Source organism: Streptomyces sp. NPDC043996 (genome assembly GCF_056435225.1).
The window spans coordinates 494563-517673 of the sequence record NZ_JBWKEY010000003.1; the positions used below are offsets into that span (position 1 = coordinate 494563).

Here is a 23111-nt window from a genome sequence, read left to right on the forward strand (position 1 = left end):
CTTGCGCGCTCGGTCGGTGGCGTGTCGTGCAGATGGAGCCAGACGGCGACCGGCCGCGGGGACATCCGCCCGTACCCACGGCCCCCGGTCGGCACGACCCTAGGTGGCCGGAAAGCGACGCTGAAGTGTACGTTTCCTCCACCCCCCGAGCTGGTTATGGAGGATTCGTCCAGCATGCCGCCGCCCGCCGAAGCCACCGCGCCCCCGTCCGTGCCGCCCACCCCGGCGGTCCCCCTCGCCGCCCTGCTCGCGCACGAGGAGCTCGGCCTGCGCCAGATCGCGGGCCCGGACGCGGCGGCCGCCGCCATCCACTGGGTGCACACCTCGGAGATGACCGACCCCTACCCGTACCTCCTCGGCGGTGAGCTGCTCCTGACGGCCGGGGTGCACGTGCCGGACGCGGCGGGCGCGGGCCCGCACCTGGACGCCTATGTCTCCCGCATCGTCGCGGCGGGCGGCGCGGCCCTCGGCTTCGGCGTCGCGCCCGTGCACGACACCGTGCCGGGCGCCCTGGTGGCGGCCTGTGACCGGCACGGGCTGCCGCTGCTCGAAGTGCCCCCGCAGACGACGTTCAGCGGGGTCGCGCGGGCCGTGTGGCAGCTGATGGCGGAGGCCAGGCACACCGAGCTGCGCCGGGTCGCGCAGGCGCAGGCGGGCCTCGCGGCCGCGGCGGCCAGGCCCGACCCGGTGCCCGCGCTGCTGCGCCAGCTCGCGGCGCGCCTGAACGGGTACGCGGCCCTGCACACCGCCGACGGGGCGCCCGCCCAGAGCGCGGGCGCCCCGCCCGGCGAGGCCGCGCTCGCCGCCCTGGCCCGGCTCGCCGGAGTCGTGCTGCACCCGGCCGAGCCGCGCCCGGCCCCCGCCTCCGGCACGGACACCGTCGACGCAACCCACCTGGCCGCGTACGCGCTCGCCGGGCCGCAGGGCCTGGCCCTCGGCGTCGCCACGCGCCGCCGCGAGCCGGGCGACCACACCGTCGCCCAGCTCGCCGCCGTCCTGCTCGCCCTGCTCACCGCGCCGCACCAGGGCGCCACCGAGGCCGCGCGCTCCGCCGCCCTCGTCCGGCTGCTGCTCGGCGCGTCCCCGGCCGAGGTGGCGCCGCTGCTCGGCGGCGACCGCTGGACAGTGGTCCACGCGCGCGTGCAGCGCGGCTCCGGCGCGTCCGTGCCCACCCCGGCCGCCCTGGCCGCCGCGCTCGGCAGCACGCTGGTGGACCCCGGGCCGGAGGCCACCACCCTGCTCCTGCCCGCCGACCGCGAGGTCAGCGCGCAGGGCGGCTGGACGCTCGGCGTCTCCGCGCCCACCGGCGCCGACGGGCTCGCCGCCGCCGACGCGCAGGCCGCGCGGGCCGTGCGCAGGGCCGAGGCCACCCGCGCCCCGCTCGTCCGGCACCACGGGACCGGCATCGCCGCCCTCGTCGCCCCCGCCGAGGCCGACGCCCACGCGCGGGCGCTGCTCGCCCCGCTCGGCGGCGCCGGGGCCCTCACCGAGACGCTGCGCACCTGGCTCTCCCTGCACGGCAGTTGGGACCGCACGGCGGCCGCCCTGTCCGTGCACCGCAACACCGTGCGCCAGCGGATCACCCGCTGCGCCGCCCTGCTCGACGCGGACCTCGACGACCCGGACGTACGCATGGAGCTGTGGTTCGCCCTGGGCCACACCGGCTGACGAGCCCCAAAAGGGCGGGCTCACGCCCGTCGCACGTGACTCGCGGCACAGGCCCAGGGTGTGGGACGCCCCACACAGGCCGTGACGGCGACGGCACAATGGGGGCCATGTCCATACCCAGCCGTGCCGCGCTCGTCGACCACCTCGTCCGCACCCGGATCGCGGGCGCCGTGGCGACGCCCCGCGAGAACAACCTCTCCCACTACCGCAAGCTCGCGAACGGCGACCGCCACTACTGGCTGGGCCTGGAACTCGGCGATCGCTGGAGCGACGAGCAGGACGTGCTCGCGGTGATGGCCGAGCGCTGCGGCGTGGTCGACGACCCGGAGCACCGCCAGGGCCAGGACACCATCGACCCGGAGCTGACCGTCGACGCCCTGGAGCGGATGGCGGGCCGGCTGCGCAAGGCCGCCGCCGGCAAGGAGCGCGTGCTGTTCGCGACCGGCCACCCCGGCGGGCTCCTTGACGTGCACCGCGCCACGGCGGCCGCGCTGCGCGCCGCGGGCTGCGAGATCGTCGTCATCCCGGACGGCCTGACGGCGGACGAGGGCTTCGTCTTCCAGTTCGCGGACGTGGCGGTCCTGGAGCGCGGCGCGACGCTGTGGCACACGCACTCCCCGGAGCCGATGAACGCGATCCTCGACGGCCTGCTGCGCGCGGAGCGCCCCCTGCCGGACCTGGTCGTCGCCGACCACGGCTGGGCGGGCCGCGCGGGCCAGCGCGGCATCGACTCCGTCGGCTACGCGGACTGCAACGACCCGGCCCTGTTCATCGCGGAGGCCGAGGGCACGCTCCAGGTCACGGTCCCCCTGGACGACCACGTGACGAGCCCCCGCTTCTACGACCCGATGACGGCCTACCTGCTGGACGCGGCGGGGCTCGCGGAGTCCTGAGGCGGCGGCCCTTGCGTCGGGTCCAGGTGCACCGCGGGGGCCCTAGCCCCTCGGGACCCTGACCACGCCCTCCTGGATGACGGTGACGGCGAGCCGCCCGTCCCGGGTCCAGATGCGTCCCTGCCCGAGGCCCCGGCCGCCGCTCGCCGACGGGGACTCCTGGTCGTACAGGAGCCACTCGTCCGCGCGGAAGGGCCGGTGGAACCACATCGCGTGGTCGAGGGATGCGCCCACCACGTCCCCGACGGCCCAGCCGCCGCGGCCGTGCGCGAGCAGCACCGAGTCGAGCAGCGTCATGTCGGAGACGTACGTGGCCAGGCACAGGTGGAGCGGTGAGCCCGCGTCCTCCCCGTCGAGCTTGCCGTTGGTGCGGAACCAGACCTGTGAGCGGGGCTCGCGGGGCCGCCCCACCGTGCCCCACGGCGGGGCGTCCGCGTACCGCAGGTCGACGGCGGCGCGCGCCTCGATGAGCCGCCGGGCGACGTCCGGCGGCAGGTGCAGGGGCAGCGCCTCAGCGGCGGTGGGCAGCGTCTCCGGGTCAGGCGCGTCGGGCATCCCCACCTGGTGTTCGAGACCTTCCTCGTACGCCTGGAACGACGCCGACAGGTGGAAGATCGGCTGGCCGTGCTGCACGGCGACGACACGGCGGGTGGTGAAGGAGCGCCCGTCGCGGATGCGGTCCACGGTGTAGACGATGGGTGCGCCGGGGTCGCCGGGCCGCAGGAAGTAGGCGTGCAGGGAGTGCGCCGGGCGGTCGTCGGGGACGGTGCGGCCCGCCGCCACCAGGGCCTGGGCGGCGACCTGTCCGCCGAAGACGCGCGGCACCAGGGCGGAGCGGCTCACCCCGCGGAAGATGTCCCGCTCGACCCGCTCCAGGTCGAGCAGGTCGAGCAGGTCCTGAAGTTCCTCGCTCATGGGCGGGGTTACAGGCCCATCGACTTCGCGATGATCATCTTCATGACCTCGCTGGTGCCGCCGTAGATGCGGTTGACGCGGTTGTCGGCGTACAGGCGGGCGATCGGGTACTCGTTCATGAAGCCGTAGCCGCCGTGCAGCTGGAGGCAGCGGTCGATGACGCGGTGGGCGACCTCGGTGCAGAAGAGCTTGGCGCTCGCGGCCTCGGCGGGGGTCAGCTCGCCCGCGTCCAGGGCCTCAAGGGCGCGGTCGGCGACGGCCTCGGCGGCGTCCACCTCGGCCTGGCAGGCGGCCAGTTCGAACTTGGTGTTCTGGAAGGAGGCGACGGGCTTGCCGAAGACGGTCCGCTCCTGGACGTACTCCTTGGCGAACCGGACGGCGGCCTTGGCCTGCGCGTAGGCGCCGAAGGCGATGCCCCAGCGCTCGGAGGCGAGGTTGTGGCCGAGGTAGGCGAAGCCCTTGTTCTCCTCGCCGAGCAGGTCGTCGACGGGGACCTGGACGTCGACGAAGGCCAGCTCGGCGGTGTCGGAGGTCTTCAGGCCGAGCTTGTCGAGCTTGCGGCCCACCGAGTAGCCCGCGGCCTTGGTGTCGACGGCGAACAGGGAGATGCCGAAGCGGCGGTCGTCCTCGCGCGGGGCGGAGGTGCGGGCGCAGACGATCACGCGGTCGGCGTGCACGCCGCCGGTGATGAAGGTCTTGGCGCCGTTGAGGACGTAGTGCGTGCCGTCCTCGGAGAGCCTGGCGGTGGTCTTCATGCCCGCGACGTCGGAGCCGGTGCCCGGCTCGGTCATGGCGAGCGCCCACATCTCCTCGCCGGAGACGAACTTGGGCAGGAAGCGCTTCTTCTGCTCGTCGGTGGCGAGCATCTCGATGTACGGCAGGCCGAGCAGGACGTGCACGCCGGAGCCGCCGAAGGAGACGCCCGCGCGGGCCGTCTCCTCGTACATGACCGCCTCGAACTTGTGCGAGTCGATGCCCGCGCCGCCGTACTCCTCGGGGACGCGGATGCCGAAGACGCCGAGCTCGCCGAGCTTGTAGTAGAAGTCGCGGGGCGCCTGGCCCGCCGCGAACCACTCGTCGTAGACCGGGACGACCTCGGCCTCGATGAAGGCGCGGACGGTGTCGCGGAATGCCTCGTGGTCCTCGTTGAAGACGGTACGCCGCACGACTGAGCTCCCTGGGTCACGGATCCGGCCAAGCGCCGCCGCCGCTGGCTAAGCGCTTGCTCAGGTCCGAGGTTACCCGTGGGTTTCTGTGACCGTCCAGAGCGACAACTGTCACCGGCGGGCGGCGCCGCCCGCCCTCACGCGCCGGACGCGCCCGGCCTCCCCGCCGCGGCGAGCGCCCCGCGCGCCAGGCGGTGCAGCAGGTCCGCCATGGCCTCGCGGCCGGGCAGGGCGCCCGGCCTGCCCAGGTGCGGGGTGGAGTTGAGGAGGCCGAACACCGCGTGCACGGACGCCCGCGCCTCGACCTCGGAGAGGACGGGGTACGCCTCGCGGACCGCGGTCACCCACAGCTCCACGTACCGCCGCTGGAGCTGGCGCACCAGCTTGCGGTCGGCATCCCGCAGGCGGTCGAGCTCGCGGTCGTGGAGAGTGATGAGCGGGCGGTCGTCCAGGGCGAAGTCGATGTGGCCCTCGATGAGCGAGTCGAGGGCCCCCTCCACCGAGCCCGCGGCCTCGGCCACGCGCCGCTGCCCGCCCGTGAGCAGCTGCTCGCTGATCCCGACGAGCAGCTCGGCGAGCATCGCGTCCTTGCCCGCGAAGTGCCGGTAGAGGCCGGGTCCGCTGATGCCGACGGCGGCCCCTATCTCGTCCACGCCGACGCCGTGGAAGCCGCGCTCGGCGAACAGCCGGGCGGCTTCCTTGAGGATCTGCTCGCGGCGGGTGGGGGCGTCGGTCCTGGTGGCCATGGAGACAATTCTAGACAGGGCCGTTAGCGGTCGTTAACCTGAAGGCATACGTTAACGCTCACTAACCCGGGGAGCTCAGCGGATGCAACAGGCACCGGTCCTCACGAGCGCGGCGGACCCCGCGTCGGACGCCTGGCGGGCGAACGAGTCGGCGCACGCCGCGCTCGTCGCCGAACTGCGCGGCAGGCTCGCCGCCGCCAGGCTCGGCGGCGGCGAGCGCGCCCGCCAGCGGCACGTGGCGCGCGGCAAGCTGCTGCCGCGCGACCGCGTCGACGCGCTGCTCGACGCGGGCTCGCCGTTCCTGGAGCTGGCCCCGCTCGCGGCGGAGGGGATGTACGGCGGCGACGCCCCGGCGGCCGGCGTCATCGCGGGCATCGGCCGGGTCAGCGGCCGCGACTGCGTGATCGTCGCCAACGACGCCACCGTCAAGGGCGGCACGTACTACCCGATGACGGTCAAGAAGCACCTGCGCGCACAGGAGGTCGCCCTGGAGAACCGCCTGCCGTGCCTGTATCTGGTGGACTCCGGCGGCGCCTTCCTGCCGATGCAGGACGAGGTCTTCCCCGACCGCGAGCACTTCGGGCGGATCTTCTACAACCAGGCGCGGATGTCAGGCGCGGGCATCCCGCAGATCGCCGCCGTCCTCGGCTCCTGCACGGCCGGAGGGGCGTACGTCCCCGCGATGAGCGACGAGGCCGTGATCGTCCGCGACCAGGGCACGATCTTCCTGGGCGGCCCGCCCCTGGTGAAGGCCGCCACCGGCGAGGTCGTCACCGCCGAGGAACTGGGCGGCGGCGAGGTCCACTCCCGCGTCTCCGGCGTGACCGACCACCTCGCGGAGGACGACGCGCACGCGCTGCGCATCGTCCGCACGATCGTCTCCACGCTCCCCGCGCGCGGCGCACTCCCCTGGGAGGTCCGCCCGGTCGACGAGCCGAAGGTCGACCCGCTCGGTCTGTACGGCGCGGTGCCGGTGGACTCCCGCACCCCCTACGACGTGCGCGAGGTCATCGCCCGCGTGGTCGACGGCTCCCGCTTCGCGGAGTTCAAGGCCGAGTTCGGGCAGACCCTTGTCACCGGCTTCGCCCACATCCACGGCCACCCCGTCGGCATCGTCGCCAACAACGGCATCCTGTTCTCCGAGTCCGCCCAGAAGGGCGCCCACTTCATCGAGCTGTGCGACCAGCGCGGCATCCCGCTGGTGTTCCTCCAGAACATCAGCGGCTTCATGGTCGGCCGTGACTACGAGGCGGGTGGCATCGCCAAGCACGGCGCGAAGATGGTCACCGCCGTCGCCTGCGCCCGGGTGCCGAAGCTGACCGTCGTGGTCGGCGGCTCGTACGGAGCGGGCAACTACTCCATGTGCGGCCGGGCCTACTCCCCCCGCTTCCTGTGGATGTGGCCGAACGCCAAGATCTCCGTGATGGGCGGCGAGCAGGCCGCGTCCGTCCTCGCCACCGTCAAGCGCGACCAGCTCGAAGCCCGCGGCGAGGCGTGGTCCGCCGAGGACGAGGAGGCCTTCAAGGCCCCGGTCCGCGCGCAGTACGAACAGCAGGGCAGCGCCTACTACGCCACGGCACGGCTGTGGGACGACGGCGTCATCGACCCGCTGGAGACCCGCCAGGTGCTCGGCCTGGCCCTGACCGCCTGCGCCGGGGCCCCGCTGAGCGACCGCGGCTTCGGCGTCTTCCGGATGTGAGGGGTACGCACGCGATGAACATGTTCGACACGGTCCTCGTGGCCAACCGCGGCGAGATCGCCGTCCGCGTCATCCGCACGCTGCGCTCCCTCGGCATCCGCTCGGTGGCCGTCTTCTCGGACGCCGACGCCGACGCCCGGCACATGCGCGAGGCCGACACGGCGGTACGGATCGGCGCCGCGCCCGCGGCCGAGAGCTATCTGTCGGCGGAGCGCCTCCTCGAGGCCGCCGCCGCCTCCGGCGCCCAGGCCGTCCACCCCGGCTACGGCTTCCTCGCCGAGAACGCCGCCTTCGCCGCGGCCTGCGCGGACGCCGGGCTCGCCTTCATCGGCCCGCCCGCCACCGCCATCGACCTGATGGGCGACAAGATCCGCGCGAAGGAGACCGTGCGCGCCGCCGGGGTCCCGGTGGTCCCGGGATCCTCCGGCAGCGGCCTGACCGACGGCCAACTGGTGGCCGCCGCGCTGGAGATCGGCACCCCGGTCCTCCTGAAGCCGTCCGCGGGCGGCGGCGGCAAGGGCATGCGCCTGGTGCGGGACGCTTCCCTGCTCGCCGAGGAGATCGCCGCCGCCCGGCGCGAGGCCCGCGCCTCCTTCGGCGACGACACCCTGCTGGTGGAGCGCTGGGTCGACCGCCCCCGGCACATCGAGATCCAGGTCCTCGCCGACGCCCACGGCAACGTCGTCCACCTCGGCGAGCGCGAGTGCTCCCTGCAGCGCCGCCACCAGAAGGTCATCGAGGAGGCGCCGAGCGTCCTGCTCGACGAGGCGACGCGGGCCGCGATGGGCGCCGCCGCCGTGGAGGCGGCGCGCTCCTGCGGATACGTGGGCGCGGGCACCGTGGAGTTCATCGTCCCCGGCAACGACCCGTCCTCCTACTACTTCATGGAGATGAACACCCGCCTCCAGGTCGAGCACCCGGTCACCGAGCTGATCACCGGCCTGGACCTGGTGGAGTGGCAGCTGCGGGTCGCAGCGGGCGAGCGCCTGCCGTTCGCGCAGGACGACATCACGCTCACCGGGCACGCGGTGGAGGCCCGCGTCTGCGCCGAAGACCCTTCGCGGGGCTTCCTGCCCTCCGGCGGCACGGTCCTGCTCCTGCGCGAGCCCTCCGGCGACGGGGTGCGCACCGACTCCGGCCTCACCGAGGGCACGGAGGTCGGCAGCCTGTACGACCCGATGCTGTCCAAGGTCATCGCGTACGGGCCCGACCGGGCCACGGCCCTGCGGAAGCTGCGGGCCGCGCTCGCGGAGACGGTGATCCTCGGGGTGCCGACGAACGTGGGGTTCCTGCGGCGGCTGCTCGCCCATCCGGCGGTGGTGGCCGGGGAGCTGGACACGGGCCTGGTGGAGCGCGAGGTCGAAGGGCTGGTGGACGCGGAGGTTCCGGCGGAGGTGTACGAGGCGGCGGCGCGGGCGCGGGCGGCGGCCCCCGCGCGGGCCGAGGGCGCCTGGAGCGACCCCTTCTCCGTGCCCAACGGCTGGCGCCTCGGCGGCGAGCCCGCCTGGACGGCGCACCACCTGCGGGTGCCGGGGCACGACCCGGTCGCCGTACGCACCCGCCTCACCGCCGACGGCCGCGTCGAGGTCGAATCCCGGGGGTCCGGGGGCCTGGTGGGGGTGGAACCCTCCTTCCACCGCGCCGGAACCTGGCTCGGCCGCGACGGCGACGCCTGGGACGTACGCGACCACGACCCCGTGGAAGCCGCGCTCACCGGCACAGCCCACGCGGGCGCCGACGCGCTCACCGCACCCATGCCCGGCACCGTCACCGTCGTCAAGGTCGCCCCCGGCGACCACGTGGCGGCGGGCCAGAGCCTCCTCGTGGTGGAGGCGATGAAGATGGAGCACGTCATCTCCGCCCCGCACGCGGGCACCGTCACCGAGTTGGACGTCACCCCGGGCACCACGGTCGCCATGGACCAGGTCCTGGCCGTGGTGGCCCCCGACGAGAGCGCCGGGGAGGAGTCATGACCGCCCCCGGCCTGCCCATGGTCGTACCGACGCCGGACCTGCCGCCCCGGGTGCGCATCCACGAGGTGGGTCCCCGCGACGGCCTGCAGAACGAGAAGGCGACCGTGCCCACGGCGGTGAAGGCGGAGTTCATCCACCGCCTGGCCGACGCTGGCCTGTCCACCATCGAGGCGACGAGCTTCGTGCACCCCAAGTGGGTGCCGCAGCTGGCCGACGCGGAGGAGCTGTTCCCGCGCCTCGCGGACCTGACCGGCGTGCACCTGCCGGTCCTCGTCCCCAACCAGCGCGGCTTCGAGCGCGCCCTCGCCCTCGGCGCCCGCCGGGTCGCCGTGTTCGCCAGCGCCACCGAGTCCTTCGCCCGGGCCAACCTGAACCGCACGGTCGACGAGTCCCTGGCGATGTTCGAGCCGGTGGTGGCGCGCGCCAAGGCCGCGGAGGCCGCACAGGACCGAGTCCATGTGCGCGGCTACCTCTCGATGTGCTTCGGCGACCCCTGGGAGGGCGCCGTGCCCATCGCCCAGGTGGTCCGCGTCGCCAAGGCCCTCCTGGACCTCGGCTGCGACGAGCTGAGCCTCGGCGACACGATCGGCGTGGCCACGCCGGGCCACGTCCTGGCGCTGCTCGCCGCCCTCAACGAACAGGGCGTGCCCACCGACCGGATCGGCGTGCACTTCCACGACACCTACGGCCAGGCCCTTGCCAACACCCTCGCCGCGCTCCAGCACGGCGTGACCACCGTGGACGCCTCCGCGGGCGGCCTCGGCGGCTGCCCGTACGCCAAGAGCGCCACCGGAAACCTCGCCACCGAAGACCTCGTGTGGATGCTTCAGGGCCTCGGCGTCGAGACCGGGGCCGACCTCGGCCGCCTCACCGCGACCAGCGCGTGGATGGCCGACCAGCTGGGCCGACCGAGCCCCTCCCGCACCGTGCGTGCCCTCTCCCACAAGGAGCAGTGACCCCATGGACCACCACCTCTCTCCCGAGCACGAGGAACTCCGCCGCACCGTGGAGGAGTTCGCCCACGACGTGATCGCGCCGAAGATCGGCGACCTCTACGAGCGGCACGAGTTCCCCTACGAGATCGTGCGCGAGATGGGCCGCATGGGCCTGTTCGGGCTGCCGTTCCCGGAGGAGCACGGCGGCATGGGCGGCGACTACCTGGCCCTCGGCATCGTCCTGGAGGAGCTGGCACGCGTCGACTCCTCCGTCGCGATCACCCTGGAGGCGGGCGTCTCCCTCGGCGCCATGCCGCTGCACCTGTTCGGCACCGAGGAGCAGAAGCGGGAGTGGCTGCCCCGGCTGTGCTCCGGCGAGATGCTCGGCGCCTTCGGCCTGACCGAGCCGGACGGCGGCTCGGACGCGGGCGGCACCCGGACCACGGCCCGCCTGGACGAGGCCACCGGGGAATGGGTCATCAACGGCACCAAGTGCTTCATCACCAACTCCGGCACCGACATCACGGGCCTGGTCACGGTCACGGCCGTCACCGGCCGCACCGACGAGGGCAAGCCGCTGATCTCCTCGATCATCGTGCCGTCCGGCACGCCGGGCTTCACGGTCGCGGCGCCGTACTCCAAGGTCGGCTGGAACGCCTCGGACACCCGGGAGCTGTCCTTCGCCGACGTCCGCGTCCCGCAGGCCAACCTCCTCGGCGAGCCCGGCCGGGGCTACGCCCAGTTCCTGCGCATCCTCGACGAGGGCCGCATCGCGATCGCGGCGCTTGCCACGGGCCTCGCGCAGGGCTGCGTCGACGAGTCGGTGAAGTACGCCAAGGAGCGCCACGCCTTCGGCCGCCCCATCGGCTCCAACCAGGCCATCCAGTTCAAGATCGCCGACATGGAGATGAAGGCCCACACCGCCCGCCTCGCCTGGCGGGACGCCGCCTCGCGCCTGGTCTCCGGCGAGCCCTTCAAGAAGGAGGCGGCCCTGGCGAAGCTGTACTCGTCGACGGTCGCGGTCGACAACGCCCGCGAGGCCACCCAGATCCACGGCGGCTACGGCTTCATGAACGAGTACCCGGTGGCCCGCATGTGGCGCGACTCCAAGATCCTCGAAATCGGCGAGGGCACGAGCGAGGTCCAACGCATGCTGATCGCCCGCGAACTGGGCCTGACCAGCTGAGACGACCCGCTTCGCCGCCGCCTGTCCCGCTCTGGGGCGGGCGGCGGCGGGCTATCTGGGGGGGCAGGCGCCCCGGGGCCCCGCCGGGCGGCAAGGAAGGTTAGGTTAACCTAAGCACGATTTCCGGCCAGCGCCCCCGGCGGCCCCGGCGCCCCCGTACGCACGAAACACGAAAGCAGAGACCCCCATGCCCCGTCTCCCCCACCCCACCCGTCGCGGCATCCTCGCCGTGGGCGGTGCCCTCGGTCTCACCGCCGCGCTCGCGGCCTGCGGGGACGAGAAGGCCGGCAGCGGCACCAAGGGCGGGGGCGAGGGCGGCGGGCCCTGGTCGTTCAAGGACGACCGGGGGCAGACGGCGAAGAAGGGCTCCACGCCGAAGAACATCGTCGCGTTCACGGGCGTCGCCGCCGCGCTGTACGACTACGGCATCGAGGTCAAGGGCGTCTTCGGGCCGACCAAGGCCAAGGACGGCAAGCCGGACGTCCAGGCCGGTGACATGGACATCAGCAAGGTGACGATCCTCGGCAACGCCTGGGACCAGTTCAACATCGAGAAGTACGTGGGCCTCCAGCCCGACGTCCTCATCTCCACGATGTTCGACGACAAGGGCACCCTCTGGTACGTCCCCGAGACGTCCAAGGACAAGATCCTCAAGCTCGCCCCGAGCGTCGGCGTCTCCGTCTACGACCGGCAGATGACCAAGCCCCTGGAGCGGCTGCTCGCCCTCGCCGAGTCGCTCGGCGCGGATGTGAAGGCCGACAAGGTCGTCAAGGCGAAGAAGCGGTTCGAGGCGGCGGCGGAGCGGCTGCGCAAGGCCGCGAAGTCCCGCCCGGAGATCAGGGTCCTCGTCGGCTCGGCCAGCGCGGACATCTTCTACGTCTCCGGCTCCAACCTCTCCGCCGACCTGGAGTACTTCAAGGCCCTCGGCGTGAACCTCGTCGAGCCGTCGGCGAAGGCGCTGAAGGCGAGCGGCGGCTGGTTCGAGAACCTGTCATGGGAGAACGTCGACAAGTACGAGGCCGACGTCATCATGATGGACAACCGCACCTCGGCGCTCCAGCCGGAGGCCCTGGCCGGCCAGAAGCCGACGTGGGGCAAGCTGCCCGCGGTGAAGGCGGGCCAGGTCATCCCGCGTGTGACGGAGCCGATCTTCTCGTACGCCAAGTGCGCGCCGATCCTGGAGGACCTGGCGGAGGCCATCGAGAAGGCCAAGAAGGTCTGACCGACTCACTCAACAGCGTCGGCGCGCCGGACGGGCTAGAACTGGCAGGTTCTAGCCCGTCCGGCGTTTGAGGACGAGGCGCGAAGCGCCAACATCGGTGAGCGGGGGAACGGGGGCAGCCGCACCCGGATCGGGAAGGGGCGGGCCTGGGGCGCCCCGCGAGGACACTCCCAGCCGCGCCGCACTATCGGGATTAACTTAGGTTAGGCTAACCTAAGTATCACGTCGCGTCCCGGTCATCCCCCGCTGTGCCCTGTCCCCCGGGACGCGACGGCCCGTCCCCTCACCTGGAGGACCGTTCATGCGCTCGCACCTGCTCAATGACACGACCACGGCGCGGTACCGCGGCTCCGTGACCGAAGGAGTCGAGCGGGTGGCCGCCAGGATCGCCACCGCATCGCGACCGTTCACCGGTGTCCAGGCCGACGCCCTCTCCCCCCGCGTCGCCGCCGTCGACCTCGACACCCCGCTGCACGACACCGCCGCCGCCCTGGACGAGCTCGACGAGCTCTACCTGCGCGACGCGGTCTACTTCCACCACCCGCGCTACCTCGCGCACCTCAACGGCCCGGTCGTCATCCCGGCCGCGCTCGGCGAAGCCGTCCTCACCGCGGTCAACTCCTCGCTCGACACCTGGGACCAGTCCGCGGGCGGCACCCTCATCGAGCGCCGCCTCATCGACTGGACGGCGGAGCGCGTCGGGCTCGGGCCCGCCGCCGACGGCGTGTTCACCTCCGACGGCGGCCAGGCCACCCTCCAGGCGCTGCTCCTGGCCCGCGAGGAGGCCAGGGCCGAGGACCCCGCGAGCCTTCGCGTCCTCACCTCCGAGGCGGGCCACTCCGGCGTCCACAAGGCCGCCAAGGTCCTCGGCCTCGGCCCGGACGCCGTCATCACCGTCCCCACCGACAGGGACAAGCGGGCGCAGACCGTGGCGCTGGCCCGCCAGCTGGAGCGCTGCCGGCGCGACGGCCTGGTCCCCATGGCCGTCGTCGCGACCGCGGGCACCCCGGACTTCGGCTCCATCGACCCGCTGCCGCAGATCGCCGAGCTGTGCGCGCAGTACGGGACGTGGCTGCACGTCGACGCCGCGTACGGCGGCGGACTGCTCGCCTCGCGCACCCGGCGCCACCTCCTTGAGGGCATCGAGCGCGCCGACTCGGTGACCGTGGACTACCACAAGTCCTTCTTCCAGCCGGTGAGTTCGTCCGCGCTGCTGGTCCGCGACGCGGCGACGCTGCGGCACGCCACGGATCACGCCGGGGAACCGCACCGCGCGGCCCACGAACGCGTCCCCGACCAGGCCGGCAAATCCCTCCAGACCACCCGCCGCTTCGACGCCCTGAAACTGTGGCTGACGCTGCGCGTGATGGGCGCGGACGCCGTCGGCGACCTCTTCGACGAGGTCTGCGACCTGGCCGCCGACGGCTTCGACCTGCTCGCCGCCGACCCGCGCTTCGACGTGGTCACGCAGCCGTGCCTGTCCACGCTCGTCTTCCGCTACATCCCGGCCGCGATCTGCGCCCCCGCAGCCATCGACCGCGCCAACCTCTACGCCCGCAAGGCGCTGTTCGCCTCCGGCGACGCCGTGGTCGCGGGCGCCAAGGTCGGCGACCGCCAGTACCTGAAGTTCACGCTGCTCAACCCGGAGACGACGACCGCCGACCTCACCGCCGTGCTCGACCTGATCGCCGACCACGCCGAGCAGTACCTGGGAGACGTCCTTGACCGCGCCAGCTGACCCCCGCGAGCCCCACGACTTCATCGGGATCGGCCTCGGGCCCTTCAACCTCGGTCTCGCCTGCCTCACCGAACCCCTCTCCGACCTGAACGGCCTCTTCCTGGAGGCCAAGCCGGACTTCTCGTGGCGCTCGGGCATGTTCGTCGACGGCGCCCACCTCCAGACCCCGTTCCTCTCCGACCTCGTCTCGCTCGCCGACCCGACGTCGCCATACTCGTTCCTCAACTACCTGAAGGAGTCCGGGCGCCTCTACTCGTTCTACATCCGCGAGAACTTCTACCCCCTGCGCACCGAGTACCACGACTACTGCCGCTGGGCCGCCGGGAAACTCTCCTGCGTGCGCTTCGGCACGACCGTGACGGAGGTGACGTACGACGACGAGCTGTACGCGGTCCGCACCGCGGCCGGTGACGTCTTCCGCGCCCGGCACCTCGTCCTCGGCACCGGCACCCCGCCGTACCTCCCGAAGGCCTGCGCGAAGCTCGGCGGGGACTTCCTCCACTCCTCCCGCTATCTGGAGCACAGGACGGCGCTCCAGAAGAAGAACCAGATCACGGTCGTCGGCGGCGGCCTGAGCGCCGCCGAGATCTACTACGACCTGCTCGGCGAGATCGACGTCCACGGCTACCGCCTCAACTGGGTCACGCGCTCCGCGAGCTTCTCCCTCCGCGAGCACGGCGCGCTGATCAACGCCATCCACGACCTGCTGTACGAGAAGAGCCTCGAAGGCCCGGTGCCGACGCGGCTGCTCACCCACGCCACCCTGACCAGCGCCCGGTACGAGAGCGGGACGTACACCCTCGGCCTGCGCCAGGAGGATCGGGGCACGGACGTCGGGCTGACCACCGAGGGCCTGGTCCTCGCCACCGGCTACCGGTACCAGGTGCCGGAGTTCCTCGCCCCGGTGCGCGACCGCCTGCTCTGGGACGCGCACGGCGACCTCGACGTCTCCCGCGACCACGCCGTGGACGTCACCGGACGCGGCGTCTTCCTGCAGCACACCGCCGAGCACAGCCCCTCGACGACCGGACCCGACCTGGGCACGGGCCCGTACCGCAACGCCCGCGTCATCCGCGCCATGCTGGGCCGCGAGGCCTACCCGGTGGAGAAGACCCTCGCGTTCCAGGAGTTCGCCGCATGAGCCACGTGAACCGCACGAGTCATACGATGCATACGAGCCCTACGAGCCGCATGTCCCGGCTGAGCCGGCTCGCCCGGAGCGGCCGCGGCGGCGCGGCCCTCAACGGCGGCCTCGGGACCCTCTCCCTGCGCCCCTTGGACCCCTTCACGGACGCCGAGCTGGTGCACTCCTGGGTCACCCACCCCGCGTCCGCCCACTGGCTGATGCAGGGCGCCAAGCTCTTCGACATCGAGCGCGAGTACATGCGCATCGCGGCCGACGACCACCACGACGCGTTCGTCGGCCTGCACGACGGCGAGCCCGCGTTCCTGGTCGAGCGCTACGACCCGCGCCACGTCGAACTCGTCGGCCTGTACGAGCCCGAGCCCGGCGACGTCGGCGTGCACGTCCTGGTCGCGCCGGGCGAGGAGCGCGTCCACGGGTTCGCCCGCGCCGCGCTCACCACGGTCCTCGAGCACCTGTTCGCGGACCCCAGGACCGTCCGCGTCGTGGTGGAGCCGGACGCCGCCGACACGGGCGCGCACGCGCTCAACGAAGCCGTCGGCTTCGTGCCCGCAGGGGAGATCGACAAGCCGGAGAAGCGGGCCCTGCTCAGCTTCTGCACCCGCGAGCAGTTCGAGGCGGCCGTCGTCCGCCAGGCCGTGGCCGCCCGCCCCTCCGCCGTCCCCTTCTCCCGCCTCTCCGCCCTTCCTTCCGCCCTCCCTGGAGCATCGCGATGACCCCGGCGCCCGAGCACTGGGCCGAGGCCCACCGCCTTGTCATCCGCAAGGCCCTCGCCGCGTTCTCCCACGAGCGCCTGCTCACGCCCGAGGACCGCGGCGGCGGCCACTACCTCGTGCGCGGCGACGACGGCCTGACCCGCTACCGGTTCCGCGCCCGCCTGTTCGCCCTCGACCACTGGCGGATCGACGCGGCATCGCTGACCCGCCACCGCGACGGCGTCCAACTGCCTCTGAACGCCCTGGAGTTCTTCTCCGAGCTGCGCGACACCCTCGGCCTGGGCGACCGGATGCTTCCGGCGTACCTGGAGGAGGTCTCCGCCACGGTCTCCGGCCTCTGCGCCGAACTCGCCGATCTCGCCGGGCCCGCCGGGCTCCACGGGATCGAGACGGGCGGGACCGGGAGCCACCCCTGCTTCGTCGCGCGCAGCGGCCGCGACGCCTCGAAGGCCAGCCCGGCCATCGGCGACTGGCTCGCCGGTCTCGTCGCCTCCGACGAGGTCCTGCGGTCCACGGGCCTGACGGTCATCCGCGAGCAGGCGCCCGTGAGCGACCGGCGGGACGGCGAGCGGCTGACCACCCTGGCCGGTCTGCTGCGCACCGGCCGCGACGGGGCCCCGTTCGCCGCCGCCCTGATCGAGCGCTCGGGCCTGGAGCCCGCCGCGTGGCTGCGCCGCCTCCTGCGCGCCTACCTCACCCCGCTGCTGCACGGCTTCTACGCGTACGACCTGGCGTTCGCGCCGCACGGCGAGAACGTGGTCCTGGCCCTGAAGGACGGCTCCGTACAGCACATGCTGTTCAGGGACGTCGGTGAGGAGATCGCGGTCATGGACCCGACGGCGGTCCTTCCGCCCGCGGTCGAGCGCCTCCGTGTCGACGTGCCCGAGGACGAGAAGATCCTGTCCTTGTTCACGGACGTCTTCGACTGCTTCTTCCGCTTCCTGGCGGCGGACCTCGCCGCCGAGGGCGTCCTCGGCGAGGACGTCTTCTGGCGGACGGTCTCCGAGTGCGTGCGCGACTACCAGCACTCGATGCCGCAGCTGGTGGAGAAGTTCCGGCAGTACGACCTGTTCACGCCCGCGTTCGCGCTGTCCCGCCCCAACCTGCTCCAGCTGCGGGGCGGCCTCGCCGACCCGGCGGGCGCGCTGCCGCTGACCGGCGCCCTCAAGAACCCGATCGCCTAGCGGGTTTCCCCCAAGCCGGGCGGGGTTGCGGAGACGGTCCTCCGGAACCCCGCCCCTGTCTCACCCCGTCTGTCTCACCCCGTCACCGCCGCGCGGGCCACGGCACCTGCGGGGACTTGTAAGAGACGATGCCGAGCGCGTCCCAGCGGGGCGCCTGGTCGGCGAGCCGTCCCTTGTACTTCTCCCAGTCGTGCGCCGACGCGGGCGACCAGCCGAGCTCGGCGGTGCCGGGCAGGCGCGGGAACGCCATGTAGTCGAGGTGGGCGTTGGTGGAGAGGGTCTCCGTCCACAGCGGCGCCTCGACGCCGAGCACGGCGTCGGCCGGGGCCCCCTGGAGGTAGCTGCCCGGGTCCCAGTCGTAGGCCCGCTTCACCTCCACGTACCCGGCCCACTTGAGGCCGAGCGGGGTGTCCTTGTCGTACTTGTGGTCGAGGTAGGCGCGGTCGGCGGGCGAAAGGACCAGCTTGGTGCCCTTCTTCGCCGCGTTCACGACCTGGTCGCGCTCGGCCTGGCCGGTGCGGTCGTAGCCCCAGTACTGCGCGACCGCGCCCGGCACGGGCGTCGTCGCGGTCAGCTGGTGCCAGGCCATCACCGTCTTGCCGTACTTGGCGACGACCGGCTGCACCCTGTCCATGAACGCCACGAAGTCCTCGTGGCTGGTGGAGTGCGCCTCGTCACCGCCGATGTGGATATAGCGGCCAGGCGTGAGCGCGGCGAGCTCGCGGATCACGTCGTCCACGAAGTCGTACGTGACGTCCTTCTTCACGCACAGCGAGCTGAAGCCGACCTCGGTGCCCGTGTACAGGGGCGGCGCGACGCCGTCGCAGTTCAGCTCGGCGTAGGAGGCGAGCGCGGCGTTGGTGTGGCTCGGCATGTCGATCTCGGGGACGACCTCGACGTGGCGGGCGGCCGCGTAGGACACGATCTGCCGGTACTGCTCCTTGGTGTAGTAGCCGCCGGGGCCGCCGCCGACCTGCGTCGAGCCGCCGTAGGTGGCAAGGCGCGGCCAGGAGTCGATGGCGATGCGCCAGCCCTGGTCGTCGCTGAGGTGCAGGTGCAGCGTGTTCATCTTGTACAGCGCCAGCTGGTCCACGTACCGCTTGACCTGGTCCACGGTGAAGAAGTGCCGCGAGACGTCCAGCATCGCGCCGCGGTAGGCGTAGCGCGGCGCGTCCTTGATGGTGCCGCCCGCGATCCGCCAGGGGCCGCGCTGCCTGGTCCGCTCCTCGATGGCGGCGGGCAGCTGCTGGCGCACGGTCTGGACGCCGCGGAAGAGCCCGGCGCCCGTCCAGGAGGTGAGGGTCAGCGAGTCGCGCGCGGAGACCATCCGGTAGCCCTCGCCGCCGAGGGCCTTGTCCTCGGGCCCGGCGCTGAGGCGCAGGCGGATGCCGTCGCGGCCCGTGCGGTCGGTGACGGGCAGCTTGAAGCCCGTGGCGGGCCGCAGCACGCTCGCCAGGTACTCGCCGACGCGGCGCTCCTCGGGGCTTGCGCCGCCGACGCGTATCCGGGTCCTCGCGGTGATCTCGTAGCCGGGTCCGGACGGCTCGGCCGACAGCGGCGCGGGGATGATCCGGCCGAGCGGCGTGGGCGCGGGGGCGGGCTCGGCGGCCGTGCCCGGCGCGGCCGACACGGACGACAACCCGGCGGCGGCGACGAGCAGCAGACAGCCGATGACACGTGTCGATCTGTGGTGCGCTCTCACAAGCGGTCCCTTCGACGGGCCAACACGGAGGTGACGCGGTCGAACCGTCACCATCCGTACCGCGCACCCCAGACCGGGTCAAGGTGTAGACCACCTGGCCCGGAGCGCGATGGAAGAATCGCCGCATGGCGGAAATCATCCAACGTGACGGAACCTGGACCTTCGACGGAGAGACACTGCGGCTTGTGCCGGGGCGCGACAAAGGCGTCTCGCTGCTGCGCAAGACCCTGGGCGAACTCACCCTTCCGCTGACGGCGTTGGCGGGCATCGCCTTTGAACAGGGCAAGAAGAGCGGGCGACTTCGGCTGCGCCTGCGCGACGGCGCGGACCCGCTGCTGCAGGCGACCGCGGGCCGCCTCGCGGACTCCTCGGACCCGTATCTGCTGACCGTGGACCCGGACCGGTACGGCGTCGCCGAGTACGTGGTCGACGAGCTGCGCAACGCCCTGCTCCTGGAGCAGGTCCCGGCCACCGGCTGCGACGGCTATCTGCTGCCGGGCCCCTCGGTGCCGCTCCAGGTCTCCGCGGGCGACGCCACCGCGAGCTTCGACGGCGAGCGTGTCCGCCTGGAGTGGAACTGGAAGACGGAGGAGGCCAAGGCCGCGTCCGGCACCCGCTCCATCCCGCTCGCCGACATCTCCGCCGTGGAGTGGCAGCCCGCCGTCGGCCTGGAGAACGGGTACCTCCGCTTCACCGTGCGGAACTCGCCCACCAAGGCCCCGCCGAAGTACGACCCGAACTCGGTCGAGCTGTGGGGCTTCAAGAAGGACCCGCTGATGGCCCTGGTCGCGGCGGCCGTCCAGGCCCGGCTTCCGCATCCGGCCCGGCCCGTGGCCCCGGCCCCGGAGCCGGCGGCCGAGCTCGCCGCCCCGGCCGCGCCCGCCCCGGCCCCCGCGGCCGGGGACGACCACGACGCGCTGCTGCGGCGGCTGCGGGAGCTGGGCGAGCTGCACCAGAGCGGCATCCTGACGGACGACGAGTTCACGACGGCCAAGCAGGCGGTGCTCCGGCGGATGTGACCGGCGGGAGCCGCGGCGGACGGGTCCCACGGCGGCCGATCGGGGGGGAGGCGGCCGCCGTGACCCGAAGGTATGGTCCAACGCGGTCGATCGAGCGAATCCTGCCCGATTCCGGGCAGGATTGTTGCGAAGGGATCCTTGGTAATCCAGGATCATCGGGTGCACGAAGAACTTGTCGATCACCTGATGCGCTCCACCCAGCTGCAGCGCGGCGAAGCGCTCCGGGTGATCCAGGACGTGCTCGCGTACTTCGACGAGACGACGGAGGCGTACGTCCGCCGCCGCCACCGCGAACTCCAGGGTCAGGGCCTGGTGAACGCGGAGATCTTCGAACAGATCACGGCGGACCTGCGCTACCGCGCGGTCGCGCCGCCCGAGCTCTCGCTCCGGCAGCTGCGCCGCATCGTCTACGGCTGACCCCTGTCCACACCTACCCGAGGGACCCTTATGTGCGGAATCGTCGGATATATCGGCAAGCGTGACGTCGCCCCGCTCCTCCTGGAAGGCCTCCAGCGCCTGGAGTACCGCGGCTACGACTCCGCGGGCGTCGTGATCACCGGCCCCAAGGCCAGCGGCCTGAAGATGGTCAAGGCCAAGGGCCGCGTCCGCGACCTGGAGGCCCGCGTCCCCAAGCGCTTCAACGGGACCACCGGCATCGCCCACACCCGCTGGGCCACCCACGGCGCCCCCTCCGACGAGAACGCCCACCCCCACCTCGACCCCGAGAACAAGGTCGCCGTCGTCCACAACGGCATCATCGACAACGCCACCGAGCTGCGCGCCAAGCTGATCGCCGACGGCGTGGAGTTCCGCTCCGAGACGGACACCGAGGTCATCACGCACCTCATCGCCCGCTCCAGCGCCGAGACCCTGGAGGAGCGGGTCCGCGAGGCCCTGCGCCACATCGAGGGCACGTACGGCATCGCCGTCCTGCACGCCGACTTCAACGACCGCGTCGTCGTCGCCCGCAACGGCTCCCCCGTGGTCCTCGGCATCGGCGAGAAGGAGATGTTCGTCGCCTCCGACGTCGCCGCGCTCGTCTCCCACACCCGCCAGGTCGTCACCCTCGAGGACGGCGAGATGGCCACCCTCAAGGCCGACGACTACCGCACGTACACCACCGAGGGCTCGACCACCACGGCCTCGCCGACCACCGTGGAGTGGGAGGCCGAGTCGTACGACATGGGCGGCCACGACACGTACATGCACAAGGAGATCTTCGAGCAGGCCGACGCCGTGGACCGCGTCCTGCGCGGCCGCATCGACGACCGCTTCTCCACCGTGCACCTCGGCGGCCTCAACCTGAACGCGCACGACGCCCGCAAGGTGCGGCGCGTGAAGATCCTCGGCTGCGGCACCTCGTACCACGCGGGCATGATCGGCGCCCAGATGATCGAGGAGATGGCCCGCATCCCCGCCGACGCCGAGCCCGCCTCCGAGTTCCGCTACCGCAACGCGGTCGTCGACCCCGACACCCTGTACGTCGCGGTCTCCCAGTCCGGCGAGACCTACGACGTGCTCGCCGCCGTGCAGGAGCTCAAGCGCAAGGGCGCCCGCGTCTTCGGCGTCGTGAACGTGGTGGGCTCCGCGATCGCCCGCGAGGCCGACGCGGGCGTGTACGTCCACGCGGGCCCCGAGGTCTGCGTCGTCTCCACCAAGTGCTTCACCAACACCACCGTCGCGTTCGCGCTGCTCGCCCTGCACCTGGGCCGCATCCGGGACCTGTCGGTCTCCGACGGCAAGCGGATCATCGCGGGTCTGCGTCAACTGCCCGCGCAGATCGAGCAGATGCTGGCGCGCGAGGACGAGATCAAGAAGCTGGCGCAGGAGTTCGCCGAGGCCAAGTCGATGCTCTTCATCGGGCGCGTCCGCGGCTACCCGGTCGCCCGCGAGGCCTCCCTGAAGCTCAAGGAGGTCTCCTACATCCACGCCGAGGCCTACCCCGCCTCCGAACTGAAGCACGGCCCGCTCGCCCTGATCGAGCCCGCCCTGCCGACGGTCGCGATCGTCCCCGACGACGACCTCCTGGAGAAGAACCGCGCGGCCCTGGAGGAGATCAAGGCCCGCAGCGGCAAGATCCTCGCGGTCGCCCACCAGGAGCAGGAGAAGGCCGACCACACGATCGTCGTCCCGAAGAACGAGGACGAGCTGGACCCGATCCTCATGGGCATCCCGCTCCAGCTCCTCGCCTACCACACCGCCCTGGCCCTGGGCCGGGACATCGACAAGCCGCGCAACCTGGCGAAGTCGGTCACCGTGGAGTAGCACCCTTCGGGGCGCCCCGGAGTACGGACAGAGTGAACGGCCCCTGCGTGTGCCACCAGTCGCGCAGGGGCCGTTCCTCCAGGGACCGGAGTCGCCCATTACCCCGGCCCGTGCCTACTCAGCCGGTGGCCGTCACCCCCCGGCCGGCAGGCCGCCCCGGCAGCGCCGTGGGCCAGTTCGCGAGGGCCGCGGTGGCCCCGTACCAGGCGAGCAGACCGCTCGCCGCGGCGCACCAGCCGCCCGCCTTGGCCAGGCCTTCGCCGTCACCGAAGCGCGCGACGGCGAGCAGCAGCAGCGCCACGAACATCAGGGCGTACGTACCGCGCACGAGCGGGGAGCCGCTGGACGCCGCGGTGAGCGTCAGGGCGAGGAGCGCGAAGAGCAGCAGGAAGAGACCCGCGGCGTTCTCGGAGATCCGGTCGTCGGCGGAGGAGCCCCAGGTGAACCAGAGCGCGCCGAGCCCGGCGAAGGCGGTGCCCGTGAGCCGGTCCTCGCGCAGCGCGAGGACACCCGCGACGAACAGGGCGATGCCGCCGACGTAGGTGGCGAGGGCGACGGCGTCGGCCGCCGTCACGCCGTCGATCACTTCGGTGTGACCGAGGCCGAAGGCCAACAGGGTGAGTCCGAGGGCGAGATGGCCGAGGGTGGAGGTGCTGCTTCCCGCGGAGACGTCTTTGTCCACGGCGGGCTCCCTTCGTGCAGGTGCGGTGGTGCGGTGGTGCCGTACTGGCGCGGTGGTGCCGTATGGCGCCGGGTCACGCGGAATCCCGGCGACCGGTATGTACCCTTCACAAGGGAACAAACCACCTCTACGCACGAGTAGATTTATGCGCGCCGACACGGGAGTTGACCCCGTACCACCCTCATCTCACCTGCGACGGACGGCCGTTGGCGAATCCGCCCGGGAGTCCACTGGGAAGCCCGCCAGGGAGCCCTTCAG

The 23111-nt window shown here is 72.6% G+C and carries 19 protein-coding genes; 14 read left to right on the plus strand and 5 right to left on the minus strand.

Translation table 11 applies throughout. The features are described from left to right. Nucleotides 1–174 precede the first annotated feature (174 nt). Nucleotides 175–1668 (plus strand): PucR family transcriptional regulator, encoded by a 1494-nt coding sequence (locus AC07A4_RS09530; protein WP_478595259.1) that lies wholly within the window; start codon nt 175–177, stop codon nt 1666–1668. A 107-nt stretch (nt 1669–1775) separates the two neighbouring features. Next, nucleotides 1776–2561 carry a phosphatase gene (locus tag AC07A4_RS09535; RefSeq protein ID WP_478595262.1) on the plus strand — a complete coding sequence of 262 codons (786 nt, stop codon included), beginning with the start codon at nt 1776–1778 and terminating at the stop codon, nt 2559–2561. A 42-nt stretch (nt 2562–2603) separates the two neighbouring features. Here AC07A4_RS09535 and AC07A4_RS09540 read toward each other — a convergent pair whose 3' ends face one another. From AC07A4_RS09540 to AC07A4_RS09550, 3 genes are all read right to left on the minus strand, one after another. After that, nucleotides 2604–3476 (minus strand): acyl-CoA thioesterase, encoded by an 873-nt coding sequence (locus AC07A4_RS09540; protein ID WP_478595264.1) that lies wholly within the window; start codon nt 3474–3476, stop codon nt 2604–2606. 8 nt (nt 3477–3484) lie between these two features. Then, entirely contained in the window at nt 3485–4642 is a 1158-nt protein-coding gene (locus AC07A4_RS09545; RefSeq protein ID WP_478595267.1) for an acyl-CoA dehydrogenase family protein, read from the minus strand. A 137-nt stretch (nt 4643–4779) separates the two neighbouring features. Further along, nucleotides 4780–5388 (minus strand): SACE_7040 family transcriptional regulator, encoded by a 609-nt coding sequence (locus AC07A4_RS09550; RefSeq protein WP_478595268.1) that lies wholly within the window; start codon nt 5386–5388, stop codon nt 4780–4782. A gap of 82 nt (nt 5389–5470) precedes the next feature. On the opposite strand from AC07A4_RS09550, the gene AC07A4_RS09555 reads away from it, so the two are divergent. From AC07A4_RS09555 to AC07A4_RS09595, 9 genes are all read left to right on the plus strand, one after another. Continuing rightward, nucleotides 5471–7087, plus strand: coding sequence for a carboxyl transferase domain-containing protein (locus tag AC07A4_RS09555; protein ID WP_478595270.1), 1617 nt, complete (start codon nt 5471–5473; stop codon nt 7085–7087). A gap of 20 nt (nt 7088–7107) precedes the next feature. Beyond that, nucleotides 7108–9060 (plus strand): acetyl/propionyl/methylcrotonyl-CoA carboxylase subunit alpha, encoded by a 1953-nt coding sequence (locus AC07A4_RS09560; RefSeq protein WP_478595928.1) that lies wholly within the window; start codon nt 7108–7110, stop codon nt 9058–9060. Continuing rightward, complete coding sequence (locus tag AC07A4_RS09565) at nt 9057–10016, plus strand: hydroxymethylglutaryl-CoA lyase (RefSeq protein WP_478595272.1); 960 nt, start codon at nt 9057–9059, stop codon at nt 10014–10016. Before AC07A4_RS09560 ends, AC07A4_RS09565 begins: the two co-directional genes overlap by 4 nt. Before the next feature lie 4 nt (nt 10017–10020). Then, the gene (locus AC07A4_RS09570; protein WP_478595274.1) at nt 10021–11181 is read left to right on the plus strand and encodes an acyl-CoA dehydrogenase family protein; all 1161 of its coding nucleotides are present in this window, start codon (nt 10021–10023) and stop codon (nt 11179–11181) included. 187 nt (nt 11182–11368) lie between these two features. Continuing rightward, nucleotides 11369–12403 (plus strand): ABC transporter substrate-binding protein, encoded by a 1035-nt coding sequence (locus AC07A4_RS09575; protein WP_478595277.1) that lies wholly within the window; start codon nt 11369–11371, stop codon nt 12401–12403. Between the two features lie 301 nt (nt 12404–12704). Then, nucleotides 12705–14141, plus strand: coding sequence for a pyridoxal phosphate-dependent decarboxylase family protein (locus AC07A4_RS09580; protein WP_478595280.1), 1437 nt, complete (start codon nt 12705–12707; stop codon nt 14139–14141). Then, a complete protein-coding gene (locus AC07A4_RS09585; RefSeq protein WP_478595282.1) occupies nt 14125–15282 on the plus strand; it encodes a lysine N(6)-hydroxylase/L-ornithine N(5)-oxygenase family protein in 1158 nt (385 codons plus the stop codon). Before AC07A4_RS09580 ends, AC07A4_RS09585 begins: the two co-directional genes overlap by 17 nt. A gap of 50 nt (nt 15283–15332) precedes the next feature. Then, complete coding sequence (locus AC07A4_RS09590) at nt 15333–16001, plus strand: GNAT family N-acetyltransferase (protein WP_478595284.1); 669 nt, start codon at nt 15333–15335, stop codon at nt 15999–16001. Continuing rightward, entirely contained in the window at nt 15998–17185 is a 1188-nt protein-coding gene (locus tag AC07A4_RS09595) for an IucA/IucC family protein (protein WP_478595286.1), read from the plus strand. Before AC07A4_RS09590 ends, AC07A4_RS09595 begins: the two co-directional genes overlap by 4 nt. Nucleotides 17186–17267: 82 nt before the next feature. Here the strand turns inward: AC07A4_RS09595 and AC07A4_RS09600 are convergent, their stop codons facing one another. Beyond that, entirely contained in the window at nt 17268–18887 is a 1620-nt protein-coding gene (locus tag AC07A4_RS09600; protein ID WP_478595288.1) for a beta-N-acetylhexosaminidase, read from the minus strand. 125 nt (nt 18888–19012) lie between these two features. Here AC07A4_RS09600 and AC07A4_RS09605 point away from each other — a divergent pair, with 125 nt between their 5' ends. The 3 genes from AC07A4_RS09605 (at nt 19013) to glmS (ending at nt 22171) form a co-directional block, all read left to right on the plus strand. Continuing rightward, nucleotides 19013–19906 carry a DUF4429 domain-containing protein gene (locus AC07A4_RS09605; protein ID WP_478595290.1) on the plus strand — a complete coding sequence of 298 codons (894 nt, stop codon included), beginning with the start codon at nt 19013–19015 and terminating at the stop codon, nt 19904–19906. A 159-nt stretch (nt 19907–20065) separates the two neighbouring features. After that, complete coding sequence (locus AC07A4_RS09610; RefSeq protein WP_478595292.1) at nt 20066–20323, plus strand: hypothetical protein; 258 nt, start codon at nt 20066–20068, stop codon at nt 20321–20323. Between the two features lie 30 nt (nt 20324–20353). Further along, nucleotides 20354–22171, plus strand: coding sequence for a glutamine--fructose-6-phosphate transaminase (isomerizing) (glmS, locus tag AC07A4_RS09615; protein ID WP_478595294.1), 1818 nt, complete (start codon nt 20354–20356; stop codon nt 22169–22171). Between the two features lie 118 nt (nt 22172–22289). Here glmS and AC07A4_RS09620 read toward each other — a convergent pair whose 3' ends face one another. Further along, the gene (locus AC07A4_RS09620) at nt 22290–22853 is read right to left on the minus strand and encodes a GPR1/FUN34/YaaH family transporter (RefSeq protein ID WP_478595297.1); all 564 of its coding nucleotides are present in this window, start codon (nt 22851–22853) and stop codon (nt 22290–22292) included. Between the last annotated feature and the right edge of the window lie 258 nt (nt 22854–23111).

What these genes read in the sequence shown, in the direction of transcription:
- AC07A4_RS09530 (WP_478595259.1), top strand. Translation starts at nt 175, where the DNA reads ATGCCGCCGCCCGCCGAAGCCACCGCGCCCCCGTCCGTGCCGCCCACC.
- AC07A4_RS09535 (WP_478595262.1), top strand. Translation starts at nt 1,776, where the DNA reads ATGTCCATACCCAGCCGTGCCGCGCTCGTCGACCACCTCGTCCGCACC.
- AC07A4_RS09540 (WP_478595264.1), bottom strand. Translation starts at nt 3,476, where the DNA reads ATGAGCGAGGAACTTCAGGACCTGCTCGACCTGCTCGACCTGGAGCGG.
- AC07A4_RS09550 (WP_478595268.1), bottom strand. Translation starts at nt 5,388, where the DNA reads ATGGCCACCAGGACCGACGCCCCCACCCGCCGCGAGCAGATCCTCAAG.
- AC07A4_RS09555 (WP_478595270.1), top strand. Translation starts at nt 5,471, where the DNA reads ATGCAACAGGCACCGGTCCTCACGAGCGCGGCGGACCCCGCGTCGGAC.
- AC07A4_RS09560 (WP_478595928.1), top strand. Translation starts at nt 7,108, where the DNA reads ATGTTCGACACGGTCCTCGTGGCCAACCGCGGCGAGATCGCCGTCCGC.
- AC07A4_RS09565 (WP_478595272.1), top strand. Translation starts at nt 9,057, where the DNA reads ATGACCGCCCCCGGCCTGCCCATGGTCGTACCGACGCCGGACCTGCCG.
- AC07A4_RS09570 (WP_478595274.1), top strand. Translation starts at nt 10,021, where the DNA reads ATGGACCACCACCTCTCTCCCGAGCACGAGGAACTCCGCCGCACCGTG.
- AC07A4_RS09575 (WP_478595277.1), top strand. Translation starts at nt 11,369, where the DNA reads ATGCCCCGTCTCCCCCACCCCACCCGTCGCGGCATCCTCGCCGTGGGC.
- AC07A4_RS09580 (WP_478595280.1), top strand. Translation starts at nt 12,705, where the DNA reads ATGCGCTCGCACCTGCTCAATGACACGACCACGGCGCGGTACCGCGGC.
- AC07A4_RS09590 (WP_478595284.1), top strand. Translation starts at nt 15,333, where the DNA reads ATGTCCCGGCTGAGCCGGCTCGCCCGGAGCGGCCGCGGCGGCGCGGCC.
- AC07A4_RS09595 (WP_478595286.1), top strand. Translation starts at nt 15,998, where the DNA reads ATGACCCCGGCGCCCGAGCACTGGGCCGAGGCCCACCGCCTTGTCATC.
- AC07A4_RS09605 (WP_478595290.1), top strand. Translation starts at nt 19,013, where the DNA reads ATGGCGGAAATCATCCAACGTGACGGAACCTGGACCTTCGACGGAGAG.
- glmS (WP_478595294.1), top strand. Translation starts at nt 20,354, where the DNA reads ATGTGCGGAATCGTCGGATATATCGGCAAGCGTGACGTCGCCCCGCTC.